The sequence below is a fragment of the Reyranella aquatilis genome (genome assembly GCF_020880995.1).
GTDB classification, from domain to species: domain Bacteria; phylum Pseudomonadota; class Alphaproteobacteria; order Reyranellales; family Reyranellaceae; genus Reyranella; species Reyranella aquatilis.
This window is the reverse complement of sequence record NZ_JAJISD010000001.1, coordinates 639,970-655,478: the sequence shown is the minus strand read 5'-3', so window position 1 is coordinate 655,478 and position 15,509 is coordinate 639,970. Positions and strand designations below refer to the sequence as shown.

Genomic DNA, 15,509 nt, shown 5'->3' with positions numbered 1-15,509 from the left:
GCCGTCAGCCCTCGTTTTCCCTGCGGAAGGGCGAGTACTGCATCAGCCCTTCGATCTCCTGTTCGACGGCGCGACGCTCCCGCTTGAGGTACTCGTCGACGGCGTGACGGAAGCTCGCATCGACGATCCAGTGGGCCGAATAGGTGGGTACCGGAAGGTAGCCGCGCTGGATCTTGTGATCCCCCTGGGCGCCTGCTTCGACGCGCGCAAGGCCGTGGGCGATCGCATAGTCGATGGCCTGGTAGTAGCAGGCCTCGAAATGCAGGAAGGCGTGGCTTTCGAGGCACCCCCAGTAGCGGCCGTAGAGCGTGTCGTCGCCCTTGAGGTTCAGGGCGCCTCCCACGGGGCGTCCGTCGGCCTCGGCCATGACCAGCACGACCTTGTCGGCCATTGTCGCGCCGAGGATATCGAAGAAGGATCGCGTCAGGTATGGCGTTCCCCACTTGCGCCCGCCCGTATCCATGTAGAAGGCGAAGAAGGCGTCCCAGTGCTCGGGGCGGATCTCGTCGCCGCTCAGCGTCCGCATGATGATGCTGTCGCGCTTCACCGCCTCACGCTCCTTGCGGATCGCCTTGCGCTTGCGTGATGAGAGCGCCGCCAGGAAATCGTCGAAGGTCCGGTAGCCGTCGTTGCGCCAGTGATACTGCTGGCCAAGCCTCAGCAGCCAGCCGCGCTCGCCGAAGCGCTTCCAGTCGTCTTCGGTGCAAAAGGTGGCGTGGACGGAGCTGATGTTGTTGTCGCCGGCGATCTTGGACAGCATGTCGATTAGCGCGTCCTTCACCGGAGCGGCGAGGGGACCAGGGCGGGCGAACAGGCGAGGGCCAGGGACCGGCGTGAAGGGCACGGCGACCTGGAGCTTGGGATAGTAGCGGCCGCCGGCGCGTTCCAGCGCCTGGGCCCAGCCGTGGTCGAACACGTACTCGCCCTGGGAATGGCTCTTCACGTAGAGCGGAGCCGCGCCCTGCAGCAGGCCATCGTCGGACTCGGCCAGCAGATACTGCGGCTGCCAGCCGGTGCGCCGCCCGACCGATTTCGAATCCTCCAGCGTCTTCAGGAAGCGATGGCTGAGGAAGGGGTTGCCTGCCGATCCGGGGGCAAGGGCGCAGGCATCCCACTGTTCGGCGTCGATCGCGGCGAGCGAATCGACGACGCGCAGACCGATGGTCGAGGCATCATCCGGCATGAGGCCAGCATAGCGCGAATCGTGCCAGTACGATGGCCATTCGTTCCCGCAATCCTACTCGGCTGGCTTGTGAGCGCGGGCCACCTGGTCGGGCGAGCGGCTGAAACGCGCCTTGGCCCACAGGCTCAGCCGGTCGATGTAGACCAGCACGACCGGCACCACGACCAGGGTGAGCAGCGTCGAACTGATCAGGCCGCCGATGACGGCATGCGCCATCGGCGCGCGCTGGGTGGCGCCTTCGCCCAGCCCAAGGGCCAGGGGCATCATGCCGAACACCATGGCGAGGGTGGTCATCAGGATCGGCCGAAGGCGGATCGAGCCTGCCTCGAGCAGCGCCTCGTGGACCGGAGTCCCGCGCTCGCGCGACTGATTGAAGAAATCGACCAGCAGGATGGCGTTCTTGGTGACCAGGCCCATCAGCATGATGAAGCCGATGGCCGAGAAGATGTTCAGTGTCGTGCCGGCGACCAGCAGGCCGAGGAACACGCCAATCAGCGACATCGGCAGCGACATCATGATGGCGATGGGCTGCAGGAAGCTGCCGAACTGCGACGCCAGGATCAGGTAGATCAGGATGACGGCCATCAGAAGCGCCTGCCCGGCATAGGCTGCGCTCTCGGCGATGTCCTTGGTCGAGCCACCGAACACGAAACGGTAGCCGGGCGGCAGCTTCATCTCGGTAAGGATCTTCTGCAGCTCGCTCGAGACCTCGCCGGCCGAGCGGCCATACACGTTGGCGGTGATCTGGACCTCGCGGTTGAGGTCGCGGCGGTTGATCTGCGAGGCGCCGACATCGGTCACGACGTCCGCGATCTGGGCGATGTGGACCATGCGCGGCAGACCGTTGGGCTCGGTGCCGGCGGTGAACCAGATGCGCTGCAGGTCCGCTACGCCGGTACGGTCGTCGGTGGGCAGGCGGACCATGACCATGTAGTTCTCGCCGTCCGGCGCACGCCACAGGCTGGTCTCGTCGCCGGCGAAGAGGGGACGCAGCGACTGGGCGACGGCGGCGGTGCCGAGGCCGAGATCCGACGCGGCATCGCGGCGCAGGCGAACCGACAGGATCGGCTTGGCGGCCTTGAGGTTGCGGTCGAGATCGACGACGCCCCGGATGTCGGCGGCGCGCTTCATCACGTCCTGCGACAGCGAATCGAGGACGTTGGTGTCGGGACCCTGCAGCGAAAGTTGCAGTTGCTTCTGGACACCGCCGCCCGGGCCACCCGGGATGTTGATCGAGACGAGAATGCCCGGGATGCTGGCCAGCCGCTCGCGGATCGGCTGGGCGAGCTGCTCGGGCGAGCGGGTCCGTTGCTTTAGTGGTTTCAGCTTCAGATAGAGGCTGCCCTGATTTTTGCCGTTGGCGTAGCCGGTGTTGACCGTGCCGTAGGTGTAGTCGATCTCCGGAAATTCACGCAGCGCGGTATCGACCTGGCGCAGCTTGGCTTCGGTGTACTCCAGCGAGGAGCCGACCGGCGTCTCGATGCTCACGACCTGCTCGCCGAGATCGGCCTGTGGCACGAACTCGAAGCCGATGTACTTCGGCAGCGCGAAGCTGCCGAGGAACGTACCGAGCGCAATCAGCAGGGTCAGCTTGGGCCAGCGCAGCGCCCAGCCGAGGACCACGCGATAGACGCCGTTCGCCTTCTCCTGCGTGCTGTTGACGATGCGGGCGAAGCGGCCGTTGCCGTGGGCCTGGGGGTCGTACCACACCGAAGACAGCATCGGGTCGAGGGTGAACGAGACGAACAGCGAGATCAGCACCGCGGCCGAGACCATGACGCCGAACTGGAAGAAGAAGCGGCCAATGATGCCGCCCATGAAGGCGACCGGGAGGAACACCGCCACGATGCAGAAGGTGGTCGCGAGGACCGCGAGACCGATCTCGTTGGTGCCGTCGATCGCAGCCTGGCGATGCGTCTTGCCGAAGCCGATGTGGCGCATGATGTTCTCGCGAACCACGATGGCGTCGTCGATCAGAATGCCGATGGCGAGGCTGAGCGCCATCAGGGTGAGCACGTTGAGCGTGAACCCGAAGGCCGCCATCACCATGAAGGCGCCGAACACCGAGATCGGCAGGGCAAGGCCCGTGATGACGGTGCTACGCCATGAGTGCAGGAAAAGGAAGACGATGGCGATCGTTAGGATGCCACCCTCGATCATCGTCTGCTGGACGTTGTCGACCGAGTTCTGGATGCCCCGCGAGCTGTCGCGCACGATCTCCAGCTTGACGTCGGGGGGCAGGGACGATTGCAGCTCGGCGACGGCGCGGCGGACGCCGCGCGCCACCTCGATGGTGTTCGACCCCTGGGTCTTCACCACGTCGATGGCGAGAGCCCGCTCGCCGTTCAGCATGGCGACGTTTTCCAGCTCCTGCTGGCCGTCGACCACGTTGGCGACCTGGCGCAGATAGACAGGTGCCTGGCCACGCCGTGCCACGATCAGGTCGGCGAAGTCGCCCGGCTCTGCAACGCGGCCCGTGACCTCAATGACGCGGTCGTCGTTGCCGCGCTGAACGTTGCCGGCGGGGAAATTCTGGTTCTCGTCCTTGATCGCCCGCATGATGTCGTTCACGCCGACGCGAAGAGCGTGCATGCGGCCGGGATCGAGTTCGATGTTGATCTGGCGCTTGAGGCCGCCGGCGATGGTGGCGCGGCCGACGTCGCGCACCGTCTGCAGGCGCTTGATGATGATCTGGTCGGCCAATGTCGTGAGGTCGCGCACGGACCGCACGTCCGAGCGCACGGCGATCGACACGATCGGCTGGTCGTCCGGATTGAAGCGCTGGATCAGCGGTTCCTTGATCTCCGGCCGGAAGGACGCCCGGACCATCTGCACCTTCTCGCGGACGTCCTGCATGGCGACCGCGGAGGGGACCGACAGTTCGAACTCGGCGATGACGATCGACCTGCCCTCGAGCGAGCGCGATGTGAGAGTCTTGAGGCCGGCGATGGCGTTGACCGATTCCTCGATCTTGCGGCTGATCTCGCTCTCGACCGTCTCGGGTGAGGCGCCGGGATAGTCGGTGGTGACGACGACGATGGGAAAATCGACGTTGGGGAACTGGTCGATGCCGAGCGTGCGGTACGAGAACAGGCCCATGACCAGCAACGCCACCATCATCATGGTGGCGAAGACCGGATTGTCGACCGCGATCTGGGTGAGCTTCATGGGGTGTCCTAGCGGGTCTCGACGAGTTTGACCCGTTGGCCGGCCTGCAGGCCGGGCAGGGGGGCGGAGACGACGGTCATGCCCGATTCCAGGCCCTTTACCTCGACGAGCTCGCCGCGCGACCAGGTGCGCACGGCGCCGACCGGCTTGCGCACCAACACGCCGTTCTCGACCGCCAGCACGTAGTCGCCCTGGTCGTCCTTGCGCATGGCGGAGGCCGGGACCGCGAGTGCGTGTCCCTTCTCCTGGACCGTAACGCTGCCCGTGCCGAAGAGGCCGCCGCGCAGCGCCTCGTGCCGGTCGGTGATCTCGACATAGACGGGAATGGAGCGCGAGCCGGCCTGCGTGGTCGGGCTGATCCGGGTGATCTTGCCGTTGAAGACGCGGTCGCCGAAGCCCTCCAGCGTGACGGTGGCCGCCTGGCCGACCTTCATGCGGATCACGTCCGCGGCCGGCATCTGGGCGGCGATCTCGACATGACTGGTGTCGAGCAAGGCGAGGATCTTGCCGTCGATGGGCAGCGACTCGCCCTGGTTGGCGAGGCGCTCGCCGACCACGCCGTCGAACGGCGCCTTCACCTCGGCATCGGCGAGGTTCTTGCGGGCCACGTCGAGCTGGGCCTCGGCAACGGCCACCATGGACGCGCGGTTCTCGGCGGTCGCGCGCGCCTGGTCGGCGGCGGATTGCGAGACGATGTTGCGATTGGCCAGCGTCTCCTTGTCGGAGCGGTCACGGGCCGTCCAGCGCGCGTCGGCGCGTGCTGCCTCGAGCGCGGACTGACGTTCGTTCAGCTTGGCCTGCAGCTCGGTGGTTTCGAAGCGGGCCAGCACCTGGCCTTCCGTGACACGGTCACCCTCGCGGACGAGCACTTCTGCGAGACGGCCGGCGACACGGCTCTTCACGATCGTCTGGTCGATCGGCTGCGTGGTGCCGGTGAAGCGGACGACGTCGAGCAGGCCGCGCGGCTTGATTGTGTGGACCTCGGCGGGGATCAGCTCCAGGGGGCGATCGTTGGCCTTTGCGACCGCGGCGCCATTGCCGACGGGGGGCGCGACCTTGCCGCTCTTCCAGGCGAACGCGCCGCCGCCCAACAGCAACGCGGCGCCGACGGCGACGAGGACGATCTTGCGATTGCTATTCATGGCCGGAGCCCTTTGAGAACGAAGTCGAGATAGGCGGCGTAGAACTGGTCGCTGTCGACCCTGCCGGGATCGAACGGCGCCAGGGCACGCTTCCACACGGAGAACATGGCGAGCGGCTGGACGAGGACCATGGCGGTGGAGTCGAGGTCCGAGATGGGGCGAAACTCGCCGCTGTCTACGCCGCGGCGGAGGACTCGGATGAAGAGGTCGCGACCGCGCCGGTTGAACTGGTTGCAGAAGCGGGCGACCTCCGGAAAGTTGCCGGCTTCCGCCAGGATCAGTTTGACGACCCCGCCGGCGGGGCTTTCCTCGAAGGCGCGGAAACCGTCGATCATCTGGCGGAGCAGGTCTTCCGTCGTTCCCTCGAAGCCCTCGATGACCTGGTTGGCGTCGGAGAGGGGGCCGCCCATCGCCTCGCTGATCACGGTCTTGAAGAGTTCTTCCTTGTTCTTGAAGTAGACGTAGGGAAGTCCCTTGCTGACCGACGCTGCCCGGGCGACGTCCTCGAGCTTGGTCGCGGCGAATCCCCGAGTGACGAACAGGTCGAGCGCGGCGCGCGCGATTTCCGACGCGCGATCCTGCGGCCGCCTCAATCTGGAAGGCGACGTTGGGTCGTTATTGACTGACCGGTCAGTATTCATGGGCGCCATGTAATACCGAAATCACGTATCTTCAAGGCGGAAAGAAAAAAGTCCGGCAGACCCTGAGGTCGCCGGACGCTTTGGTAGTTTCGCCTTTCCGCCTCCGTAAACGAAGGCGTCGGATCGGCTTTGTGCTCGTCTTCTGTTAGGTGGCCTCCGGTGGGGCCCCCAGAAGGGGGCGCCCACACGGAAGCCGAAAGGCGTTGGTTAGAGGGGTCAAAGTGAACTTTGACCTACGCCCTTTCCTGATTACTGCTTCTTCTTCTTAGCAGCCTTCTTCTTCGCAGCCTTTTTCTTAGCAGCCATAACTGTCTCCTATGGTTAGCTATGAGGTCCCCAACCGTGAGGCCCCCGGGGTACGCGGGTACGCTACGCCACGCATGCTCAACTGCAGCCGGTGGTGCCGCCGCAGGTCGTGCATTTGAGGCACGTCCCGTTGCGAACCATGGTGAAGTTGCCGCACTCCGGACAGGCATCGCCCTCGAATCCCTTGAGCTTCGCCACGAGGGCTTGTCCCAGGGGGGAGGGAGACGCTTCTCCGACCGCGACGCCGACGGCGGCCGCCTTGGCGATGTGCGCCGAAGCGACGGCTGGTCCGTCCGTCAGTCCGTGGGGCAGGGCGGCGCCAGCGATCGCTTCATGGGCGATCGCGGCATTGCCGGCAGTCCTGCCGTTCAAAACGTAGAGGTTGCTGCGCATGTAGCCGACACTGGCGATCCGGCTCACCGCCGCCGCCGCCGCCTGTGCGGCATCCGTACCGGGAACGGGCAACTCGCCCTGGACCTCGCCGCGGCCTACCCCGTCGGGATGCAGGTCGGCCTGTTCGACATGCGCGAGGTCGTTGCGCCCGAGATAGGAGATCGCGAGCTCGCGGAAGATATAGTCGAGCACCGAAGTCGACATCTTGATCGCGTCGTTGCCCTCGACCATTCCCGACGGCTCGAAGCGCGTGAACGTATAGGCCTCAACGAACTCCTCGAGCGGCACCCCGTACTGCAGGCCGATCGAGATCGCGATGGCGAAGTTGTTCATCAGGCTGCGGAACGCCGCGCCTTCCTTGTGCATGTCGATGAAGATCTCGCCGACCCGGCCATCCTCGTATTCGCCGGTCCGCAGGTAGACCTTGTGGCCGCCCACGTTGGCCTTCTGCGTGTATCCCTTGCGGCGTTGCGGCATGCGCTCGCGGCCGGCGCGGACCTCGCGCTCGACGATGCGCTCCACGATCCGCTCGGCGATGATCGGCGCACGCGCGGCGGGTGACAGGTCAGCCAGATCGTCGTTAGCAGCAATATCGTCGCCAAGGACCATGGCAGACAGGGGCTGCGATAGCTTGGAGCCGTCACGATAGAGAGCGTTCGCTTTCAAGCCGAGCTTCCAGGACATCTCGTAGGCCTTGCGGCAATCCTCGACCGTCGCTGCGTTTGGCATGTTGATGGTCTTGGAGATGGCGCCCGATACGAAGGGTTGTGCTGCAGCCATCATGCGTATGTGACTCTCTGCAGACAAGCAGCCCTTGCCATCTCGTCCACAGGGATTCGCACAATCGAACACGGAAAGATGTTCGCGCCTGAGATCGGGAGCACTCTCGATGCTCATCGTGCCGCACGCGTGGACGTTCGCGGCGGCAATGTCACTGCGAGAGAAGCCGAGATGAGAGAGGATATCGAGCTTCGGATCGGCCAGTGCCTGCTCGTCGAGACCGAGGACCTCACGGCAGAACGCCTCGCCCAGCGTGTAGCGCGAGAAGGCGAATCTGATATCGAAAGCGGTTGCGATAGCCTGGTCGACCCGGGCCAATGCCGCGGCATCGAAGCCACGCGACGCCAGGCTCTCATGGTTGATGGCCGGCGCCGATGCGAGCGAACCGTGACCCACGGCATGGTCGACGATCCGCCGTATCGCGGGCTCGTCGTAGCCCAGGGTGCGCAGCGCCAGCGGGACGGTCTGGTTGATGATCTTGAAATACCCGCCGCCGGCCAGCTTCTTGAACTTCACCAGCGCGAAGTCGGGCTCGATGCCCGTCGTGTCGCAGTCCATCACCAGGCCGATCGTGCCGGTGGGCGCGATGACGGAGACCTGTGCGTTGCGATAGCCATGACGTTCGCCCAAGACCAAGGCGCGATCCCATACACGGCGGGCGGCCTCGACGAGGCGGGAGTCGCTGCAGTTGGCGGCATCCAGTGCCTGCGGGCGAATGGAGAGTCCCTCGTAGGCCTCGCCCGACCCGAATGCCGCGCGACGATGGTTGCGGATGACCCGCAGCATGGCTTGGCGGTTGGCCGCGAAGCCCGGGAACGCGCCCATGAGGCCCGCCAGCTCGGCCGACGTGGCGTAGGCGGTGCCGGTCATGATGGCGGTCAGGGCCCCTGCGATCGCGCGGCCCTGAGCGCTGTCGTAGCCGAGGCCGGAGGCCATCAGCAACGCGCCGAAATTGGCGTAGCCGAGACCCAGCGTACGGTACCGGTAGGAGAGCTCGGCGATCCGGCGCGACGGATACTGCGCCATCATCACCGAGATCTCGAGCACGACTGTCCACAGGCGGCTGGCATGTTCCAGGGCCTCGACGTCGATCGAGCCGTCGTCGCGCCGGAACCGCATGAGGTTCAGCGAGGCGAGATTGCACGCCGTGTCGTCGAGGAACATATACTCGGAACACGGGTTCGAGGCGTTGATGCGGCCCGACTCCGGGCAGGTATGCCAGTCGTTGATCGTGGTGTCGTACTGCACGCCGGGATCGGCGGAGTGCCAGGCGGCCTCGGCGACCTGATCCCAGAGGAGGCGGGCGCCCACCGTCTTCGACACCTTGCCGGTCGTCCGCTCGGTCAGCGCCCACTGCCGGTCTTCCTCGACCGCCCGCAGGAAGGCATCGGTGACGCGCACGGAGTTGTTGGCGTTCTGGCCGGAGACGGACGCGTAGGCTTCCGATTCCCAGTCCGTATCGAAGGTCGGGAATTCGATGTGCCGGTAACCCTGGCGCGCAAACTGGATGACGCGCTGAATGTAGTTTTCGGGCAGCTCGACCTGTCGGGCCGCCACGATCGCCTGACGCAGTTCCGGGTTCCGGCGGGGATCGAATGCGGCATCGCCGTCGCCATCGAGACAGGCCTGCATCACGGCATTGAGATGGCGGTTCGCGAGCTTGGATCCCGCGACGAGTGCGGCGACCTTCTGTTCTTCCAGCGACTTCCAGGAGATGAACTCCTCGATGTCGGGATGATCGATGTCGACGGTCACCATCTTCGCGGCGCGGCGGGTGGTGCCGCCCGACTTGATGGCGCCGGCTGCCCGATCGCCGATCTTGAGGAACGACATCAGGCCGGAGGAGGAGCCGCCGCCGGAAAGCTTTTCGCCCTCTCCGCGGACCCTGGAGAAATTGGACCCGGTGCCGGAGCCGTACTTGAAAAGACGCGCTTCGCGGATCCACAGATCCATGATGCCGCCTTCGTTCACCAGATCGTCGGAAACACTCTGGATGAAACAGGCATGGGGCTGCGGCCGCTCGTAGGCCGAGGCGGACGGATACGCCTTGCCGTCTTCATGGTCGACGAACCAATGGCCCTGACCGGGACCGTCGATGCCATAGGCCCAGTGCAGACCGGTGTTGAACCATTGCGGCGAGTTGGGTGCGCAGATCTGGGCGGCAAGCATGAAGCAATGCTCGTCATAGAAGGAGCGCGCATCCTCTTCGCTGTCGAAGTAGCCGCCCTTCCATCCCCAGTAGGTCCAGGCGCCGGCCATTCGATGGAACACCTGACGTGCGCTGGTCTCGCTGCCGAAACGATCTGCCTCGGGCATCGCCGCCAGAGCGGCCTCGTCGGGCACCGAGCGCCACAGGAACTCGGGCAGGTCATCGTCGCGGACGCGGATCAGGCGGGCCGGCACTCCGGCGCGACGGAAATACTTCTGGGCGAGAACGTCCGAGGCGACCTGCGACCAGTCGGCCGGTACGTCGACGTTCTTCAGCTGGAAGACGATAGAGCCGTCGGGGTTGCGGATTTCGGAGTCGGCAGCACGAAACGCCATTCCCGCGAATGGCGATTTTCCTGCTTGCGTATACCGACGCTCGAAGCGCATCGACGATCCCCCGTGCCTGTTCCCGCCATTCTGGTTCCCTGTCGCGGGGGCTGTTCGATCGAGATCGAACACGCACATGTGGGCACGCGATGATAGTAAATTACAAAATCTTGTGTGCGCAACTACATTTTGTAGACCACCATGTTGATGGTACTAGATGATGCAACTGCGCAACAGAGGCTCCGAATCGCTCGCTTCGTGCGTCGTTCAACGACACGAATCGGGAGGCTCACGCGTCGCGTTGCACGCATTGAAGCGCCCGCGTACAAGCGGCGCAGTCACCATCAACGTGGTTGGTTCATGATCATCGGCACCTGGCTCTTCACCAAGATGCGCGGCGAACTCGTCGGCACCGATGCGGAAGGCAACCGCTACTTCCAGGACAAGCGCGTGGTCGCCGGCACGCGGCGCAAGCGATGGGTGATGTACAACGGAGTCGCCGAAGCGTCGCGCGTTCCACCCGAATGGCATGGCTGGCTGCATCACATGCTGGCGGATCCGCCGCCGGCCGGCGGTGCGCCGCGCAAGCCCTGGCAGAAGGATCATCAGCCGAATCTCACGGGTACGGATCTGGCCTACCGGCCTCCGGGCCACACGCTATCCACAGGCGAGAAGCCGAAGCCTCCCTATGAGGCGTGGCGTCCAGGCTGACGCTGCGAGCAGCGGGGGAGGCGCGCGTGGGCCGCAATATTGTCGAGACGATCGTGGGCGCGCTGGTGCTGGTGGTGGCCGGCCTGTTCGTCTTCTACGCTTTTTCCAAGTCGGACCGGACCGGACCGGACGGCTATGAATTGGTGGCCCGCTTCGGCCGCATCGACGGGTTGAAGCGCGGCGCCGACGTGACGCTGAGCGGCGTCAAGGTGGGCAGTGTCACCGGCTTCAGCCTCGATCCCAAGACCTATCAGGCGGTGGTGCGCCTCGCGGTCGCGGCGAACGTCAATCTGCCCGCCGACACACACGCCAAGATCGTGAGCGAATCGCTGCTGGGCGGGATGGTGGTCGTCCTCGAACCCGGCAACGACAAGCAGATGCTCAAGAACGGCGGCGAGATCGAACATACGCAGGACTCGATCCCGCTCACGGAACTGATCGCCAAGTTCATGTTCGGCAGTACGGGAAGCAAGTAATGGATTCGCGGTCCCCGAAGGAGCCGCCGGTCTGGCGGCAGCCGGACGGCAAGCCGGTGTCGTGCCTCGAAAAGATCAAAGTCCTGAACCAGAACATCCAGGAGATCGAAACCCTCTGCGCCGATGCGCTGGAGGACGGAGTCCTGATGGGATGCGATGCGACTCAGATCAAGCAGGCGCTTCACGAACTGATCGACGGGTTGACGACGCCTCACGCCAAGGATTGAGCATGCGTCTATCGCTCGCTCTTGCGCTTCTGGCGACGAGTATCGGCGTGGCCTCTGCGCAGACGCAGCCCGCGCCGCAACAGCCGCAGCGCCCGGGCAATGCCAATTTGAGGCCGGTGCCCGATGGCCCGGGAATCCGCTCCGCCGAGTTGCAGGGTCTGGACAAGGTGACGGCACGCACCCAGCGCTTCTACGTGCCGGTCGGCAAGTCGACGCGATTCGGCACGCTCGAGATCACCGTGGGCGATTGCCTGGTCAATGTGCCCGAAGCGCCGCCCGAATCGGTGGCCTACCTCACCATCGTCGATCACAAGCCCGGGCAGGCGGAAGAAAAGCTCTTCTCCGGCTGGATGTTCGCCTCGACGCCGTCTCTGTCGGCGCTCGACCACGGCGTTTACGACGTGCGTGTGCTCTCCTGCACGATGGCGCAGGGATCCGCTCCCTCCAGTTCCCGCTGAAACGTCGCCGGCCGGTCGATCGCCTTGGCCAGCCGCTCCTTGAAGTCATCGCGCGGGATTTCGACGGCACCGAAGCTGCGCAGATGCTCGGTCATGAACTGGCAATCGAGCACTCTGAAGCCGCCACGGATCAGTCGCGCCACCAGGTGGACCAGCGCCACCTTAGAGGCGTCGCGCTCGCGGCTGAACATGCTCTCGCCGAAGAAGGCGGCGCCCACCGAGACGCCGTACAGGCCGCCGACCAGCCTGCCGTCGAGGCGGCACTCAAGGCTGTGGGCGTGGCCGCGAGCATGAAGTTCGCAGTAGAGAGCGACGATCGGCTCGTTGATCCAGCTTTCCGGATGGCCGGGCCGCGGCTCGGCGCAGGCCCGCATCGTCTCTGCAAAGGCCGTGTCGGCGGTCACCTCGAAACGGCCGCTTCGCACCGTGCGCGCCAGTCGATGCGACAGGTGGAAGCCATCGAGCGGCAGCACGGCGCGCAAGCGCGGATCGAGCCAGTAGAGCTTGGGATCGTCGCGGCTCTCCCCCATGGGGAAGACGCCGATGCGGTAGGCCTGGAGCAGGAGGTCGGGCGTGATCTCCAGCATCGGGGCGCTACTTCTTCAGGCCGACCAGCTTCTCCAGCCAGTGGATGTCGTAGTCGCCGTCGATGAAGGCCTGCTCGCCGATGATGCGACGGTGCAGCGGGATGGTGGTGTCGATGCCGCCGACGACGAATTCCTCGAGCGAGCGGCGCAGGCGCATCAGGCACTCGTTGCGGCTGCTGCCGTTCACGATCAGCTTGGCGACCATCGAATCGTAGTAGGGCGGGATCGAGTAGCCGGCATAGAGGCCCGAATCGACACGCACGCCGAGGCCGCCCGGCGCATGATAGTCGGTGACCAGACCCGGGCAGGGCACGAAGGTCTCCGGATTCTCGGCATTGATGCGGCACTCGATGGCGTGGCCCTGGATGACGATATCGTCCTGCGTGAGGCCGAGCGGGGCGCCGGAGGCGATCCGGATCTGCTCGCGCACGAGGTCGATGCCCGTCACCGCCTCGGTGATCGGATGCTCGACCTGCAGGCGCGTGTTCATCTCGATGAAATAGAACTCGCCGTCCTGGAACAGGAATTCCATCGTGCCGGCGCCGCGATACTTGAGCTTGCGCACCGCGTCGGCCGCCAGTTCGCCGATCCGGCTGCGCTGCTCGGCGTTCAACGCGGGCGAGGGGGCCTCTTCCAGCACCTTCTGGTGCCGGCGCTGCAGCGAACAGTCTCGCTCCCCGAGATGGATGCCAGCGCCAAGCCCGTCGCCCAGCACCTGTATCTCAATATGGCGTGGCCGGCCGAGATACTTCTCGACGTAGACGGAATCGTTGTTGAAGGCGGCCTTGGCTTCGGTACGCGCCAGCGAGAATGCTTCTGATGCGGCCTCGGCGTTCTGCACGACCTTCATGCCGCGACCGCCGCCGCCGGCCACAGCCTTGATCAGCACGGGCCAGCCGATCTTGTTGCCGAGTTCGATGACTTCTTCGACCGATTCCACGGGGCCGGGCGATCCCGGCACCAGCGGCAGGCCGAGTTCGAGTGCGGTCTGCTTGGCGACGATCTTGTCGCCCATCATCGAGATGTGCTGCGGCGTGGGGCCGATGAAGGTGAAGCCGTGCGCCTCCACCGCTTCGGCGAAGCGCGCATTCTCCGACAGGAAGCCGTAACCCGGATGGATGGCGTCTGCGCCGGCGATCGTGGCGGCTGACAGGATCGCGGGAATGTTGAGGTAGCTCTCGCGAGCCGGGGGCGGGCCGATGCAGACCGATTCGTCGGCCAGCCGGACATGCATCGCGTCGCTGTCGGCGGTCGAATGGACAGCTACGGTCTGGATGCCCATCTCGCGGCAGGCGCGGTGGATACGGAGCGCGATCTCGCCGCGGTTGGCGATGAGGACCTTGTCGAACATCGGCGGCGACGCCCTTACTCGACGATCATCAGTGGTTCGCCGAACTCCACCGGTCGCGCATTCTCGATCAGGACCTGCATGACCGTGCCGGCCTTGGGCGCCTTGATCGGATTGAAGGTCTTCATCGCCTCGATGATCAGCAGCGTCTGTCCGGCGGCGACCTTGTCGCCGACGGACACGAAATTGGGCTTGCCGGGCTCGGGCGCGAGATAGGCGGTGCCGACCATCGGCGACTTTACCGCGCCCGGATGCTTCGACGGATCGCCGGACGCAGCGGCGGGAACGGCGCTGGGTGCCTGGGCCGCCTGAGCGGCCGCGGGAGCCGGCGCCGCGGCCATCACGAGGGGAGCCGCCGGTGCGACGGGGGCGGTCGGACGGGCGACGCGGATGCGCCGCTCGCCATCGGCCAGCTCGATTTCACCGAGTTTGGTCTCCTCGAGGATCGCCGCCAGCTTGCGCACGAACTCGGTATCCAGCTCGAACTTTGCCATGGAGAAAAGCTCCCGATGTTGGTCAGCGTGCCAGCAGGCGCGCCAGCGCCTGAAGGGCAAGGAGGTAGCCTTGAGTGCCGAGGCCCGCGATCACGCCGACTGCAGCCGGGCTGATGTACGAATGATGGCGGAAGCTCTCACGCTTGTAGATGTTGGAGAGATGGACCTCGATGGCCGGCAGCTCGGCGGCGTTCAGCGCGTCGAGCAGGGCCACCGACGTGTGGGTGTAGGCGCCGGCGTTGATGACGATGCCCGAGTTGTCCTCGCGCGCCGCCTGGATGCGGTCGACCAGCACACCTTCGTGGTTGCTCTGGGCGAACTCCACCGCAAGGCCGAGGCGCTTGGCTTCGGCGCGGCACAAGGATTCCACGTCCGCCAGTGTTTCGCGGCCGTAGATCTCGGGCTGACGCTTGCCCAGCATGTTGAGGTTGGGCCCGTTGAGCACCAGCACCGGCTTGAGAGCCGATGGGCGCCGGGCGGCCTTTGCGGCCAATCCTGCCTCCCAAATTCACCAGAGGCGGGCGTTATAGCATGGGGAGTCGGGCCGACAAGGCGGGCTCAGGCGCCGTTTCTCAACAGTTTGGCGTGGGCGAACAGCCTGTCACACAAGCTGTTGAGGGTCTCACGCTCCGCCGCTGACAGGGCCCGGTAGAGGTCGGCCTCGTATCCGAGTGCCAGCGGGACGATCTGTGCGTGGACCGTGCGTCCCTTGGGGGTCAGTCGCAACGGTGCCCGGCGGCGATCTTCGCGGTCGGTCGCGCGCTCGACCATGCCGCGTTGCATCAGGCCGGCGACGGCCCGGCTGACGGCCACCTTGTCCATCACGATCCGCTGACCCACCTCGGAAGCCGTAAGCGGCGCAAAGCGGCCCAGCGCGGCCATCACCCGCCACTGGGTGACGCTCAGTTCGAAGGGGCCGGCATAGAGGTCATGCAGCGATTCGCTGACGAGCTGGGACAGGACAGACAGCCGGTAGGGGAGGAATTTCTCGAGCTCAAGGGCTTGCGCCTCGACAGTCATGATAGTTACATTTGAAACTAATTGAGCCGGGAGGTCAAAC

General features: G+C 65.4%; 14 protein-coding genes. 4 read left to right on the top strand and 10 right to left on the bottom strand.

Annotated features, from left to right (window positions below):
- Positions 1 to 4 precede the first annotated feature (4 nt).
- The 5 genes from LJ725_RS03175 to LJ725_RS03155 all read right to left on the bottom strand — a co-directional run bounded on the left by LJ725_RS03175 (position 5) and on the right by LJ725_RS03155 (position 10,208).
- Positions 5 to 1,183 (bottom strand): GNAT family N-acetyltransferase, encoded by a 1,179-nt coding sequence (locus LJ725_RS03175; protein ID WP_230549162.1) that lies wholly within the window; start codon positions 1,181 to 1,183, stop codon positions 5 to 7.
- Between the two features lie 54 nt (positions 1,184 to 1,237).
- Complete coding sequence (locus LJ725_RS03170; RefSeq protein ID WP_230549161.1) at positions 1,238 to 4,351, bottom strand: efflux RND transporter permease subunit; 3,114 nt, start codon at positions 4,349 to 4,351, stop codon at positions 1,238 to 1,240.
- 8 nt (positions 4,352 to 4,359) lie between these two features.
- Entirely contained in the window at positions 4,360 to 5,493 is a 1,134-nt protein-coding gene (locus LJ725_RS03165) for an efflux RND transporter periplasmic adaptor subunit (protein WP_230549160.1), read from the bottom strand.
- Complete coding sequence (locus tag LJ725_RS03160) at positions 5,490 to 6,086, bottom strand: TetR/AcrR family transcriptional regulator (protein ID WP_230549159.1); 597 nt, start codon at positions 6,084 to 6,086, stop codon at positions 5,490 to 5,492. Before LJ725_RS03160 ends, LJ725_RS03165 begins: the two co-directional genes overlap by 4 nt.
- Positions 6,087 to 6,518: 432 nt before the next feature.
- Complete coding sequence (locus LJ725_RS03155) at positions 6,519 to 10,208, bottom strand: vitamin B12-dependent ribonucleotide reductase (RefSeq protein ID WP_230549158.1); 3,690 nt, start codon at positions 10,206 to 10,208, stop codon at positions 6,519 to 6,521.
- A 300-nt stretch (positions 10,209 to 10,508) separates the two neighbouring features.
- On the opposite strand from LJ725_RS03155, the gene LJ725_RS03150 reads away from it, so the two are divergent.
- From LJ725_RS03150 to LJ725_RS03135, 4 genes are read left to right on the top strand one after another with little or no spacing between them, the layout of a single operon-like run.
- Positions 10,509 to 10,859: an NADH:ubiquinone oxidoreductase subunit NDUFA12 gene (locus LJ725_RS03150; protein ID WP_230549157.1), complete on the top strand. Its 351-nt coding sequence runs from the start codon at positions 10,509 to 10,511 to the stop codon at positions 10,857 to 10,859.
- A gap of 26 nt (positions 10,860 to 10,885) precedes the next feature.
- Complete coding sequence (gene mlaD / locus LJ725_RS03145) at positions 10,886 to 11,335, top strand: outer membrane lipid asymmetry maintenance protein MlaD (protein WP_230549156.1); 450 nt, start codon at positions 10,886 to 10,888, stop codon at positions 11,333 to 11,335.
- On the top strand, positions 11,335 to 11,562 hold the full coding sequence (locus LJ725_RS03140) for a hypothetical protein (RefSeq protein WP_230549155.1): 228 nt from the start codon (positions 11,335 to 11,337) through the stop codon (positions 11,560 to 11,562). Before mlaD ends, LJ725_RS03140 begins: the two co-directional genes overlap by 1 nt.
- Positions 11,563 to 11,564: 2 nt before the next feature.
- Positions 11,565 to 12,020 (top strand): DUF2155 domain-containing protein, encoded by a 456-nt coding sequence (locus LJ725_RS03135; protein WP_230549154.1) that lies wholly within the window; start codon positions 11,565 to 11,567, stop codon positions 12,018 to 12,020.
- On the opposite strand, the gene aat is transcribed toward LJ725_RS03135, so the two are convergent.
- From aat to LJ725_RS03110, 5 genes are all read right to left on the bottom strand, one after another.
- Entirely contained in the window at positions 11,957 to 12,607 is a 651-nt protein-coding gene (gene aat, locus LJ725_RS03130) for a leucyl/phenylalanyl-tRNA--protein transferase (protein ID WP_230549153.1), read from the bottom strand. The genes LJ725_RS03135 and aat overlap by 64 nt on opposite strands.
- 7 nt (positions 12,608 to 12,614) lie before the next feature.
- Positions 12,615 to 13,958, bottom strand: coding sequence for an acetyl-CoA carboxylase biotin carboxylase subunit (accC, locus tag LJ725_RS03125; RefSeq protein WP_230549152.1), 1,344 nt, complete (start codon positions 13,956 to 13,958; stop codon positions 12,615 to 12,617).
- 14 nt (positions 13,959 to 13,972) lie between these two features.
- Positions 13,973 to 14,449 carry an acetyl-CoA carboxylase biotin carboxyl carrier protein gene (gene accB, locus LJ725_RS03120; RefSeq protein WP_230549151.1) on the bottom strand — a complete coding sequence of 159 codons (477 nt, stop codon included), beginning with the start codon at positions 14,447 to 14,449 and terminating at the stop codon, positions 13,973 to 13,975.
- Between the two features lie 22 nt (positions 14,450 to 14,471).
- A complete protein-coding gene (aroQ, locus tag LJ725_RS03115; protein WP_268990379.1) occupies positions 14,472 to 14,942 on the bottom strand; it encodes a type II 3-dehydroquinate dehydratase in 471 nt (156 codons plus the stop codon).
- A 65-nt stretch (positions 14,943 to 15,007) separates the two neighbouring features.
- Positions 15,008 to 15,469 carry a MarR family winged helix-turn-helix transcriptional regulator gene (locus tag LJ725_RS03110; protein WP_230549150.1) on the bottom strand — a complete coding sequence of 154 codons (462 nt, stop codon included), beginning with the start codon at positions 15,467 to 15,469 and terminating at the stop codon, positions 15,008 to 15,010.
- Between the last annotated feature and the right edge of the window lie 40 nt (positions 15,470 to 15,509).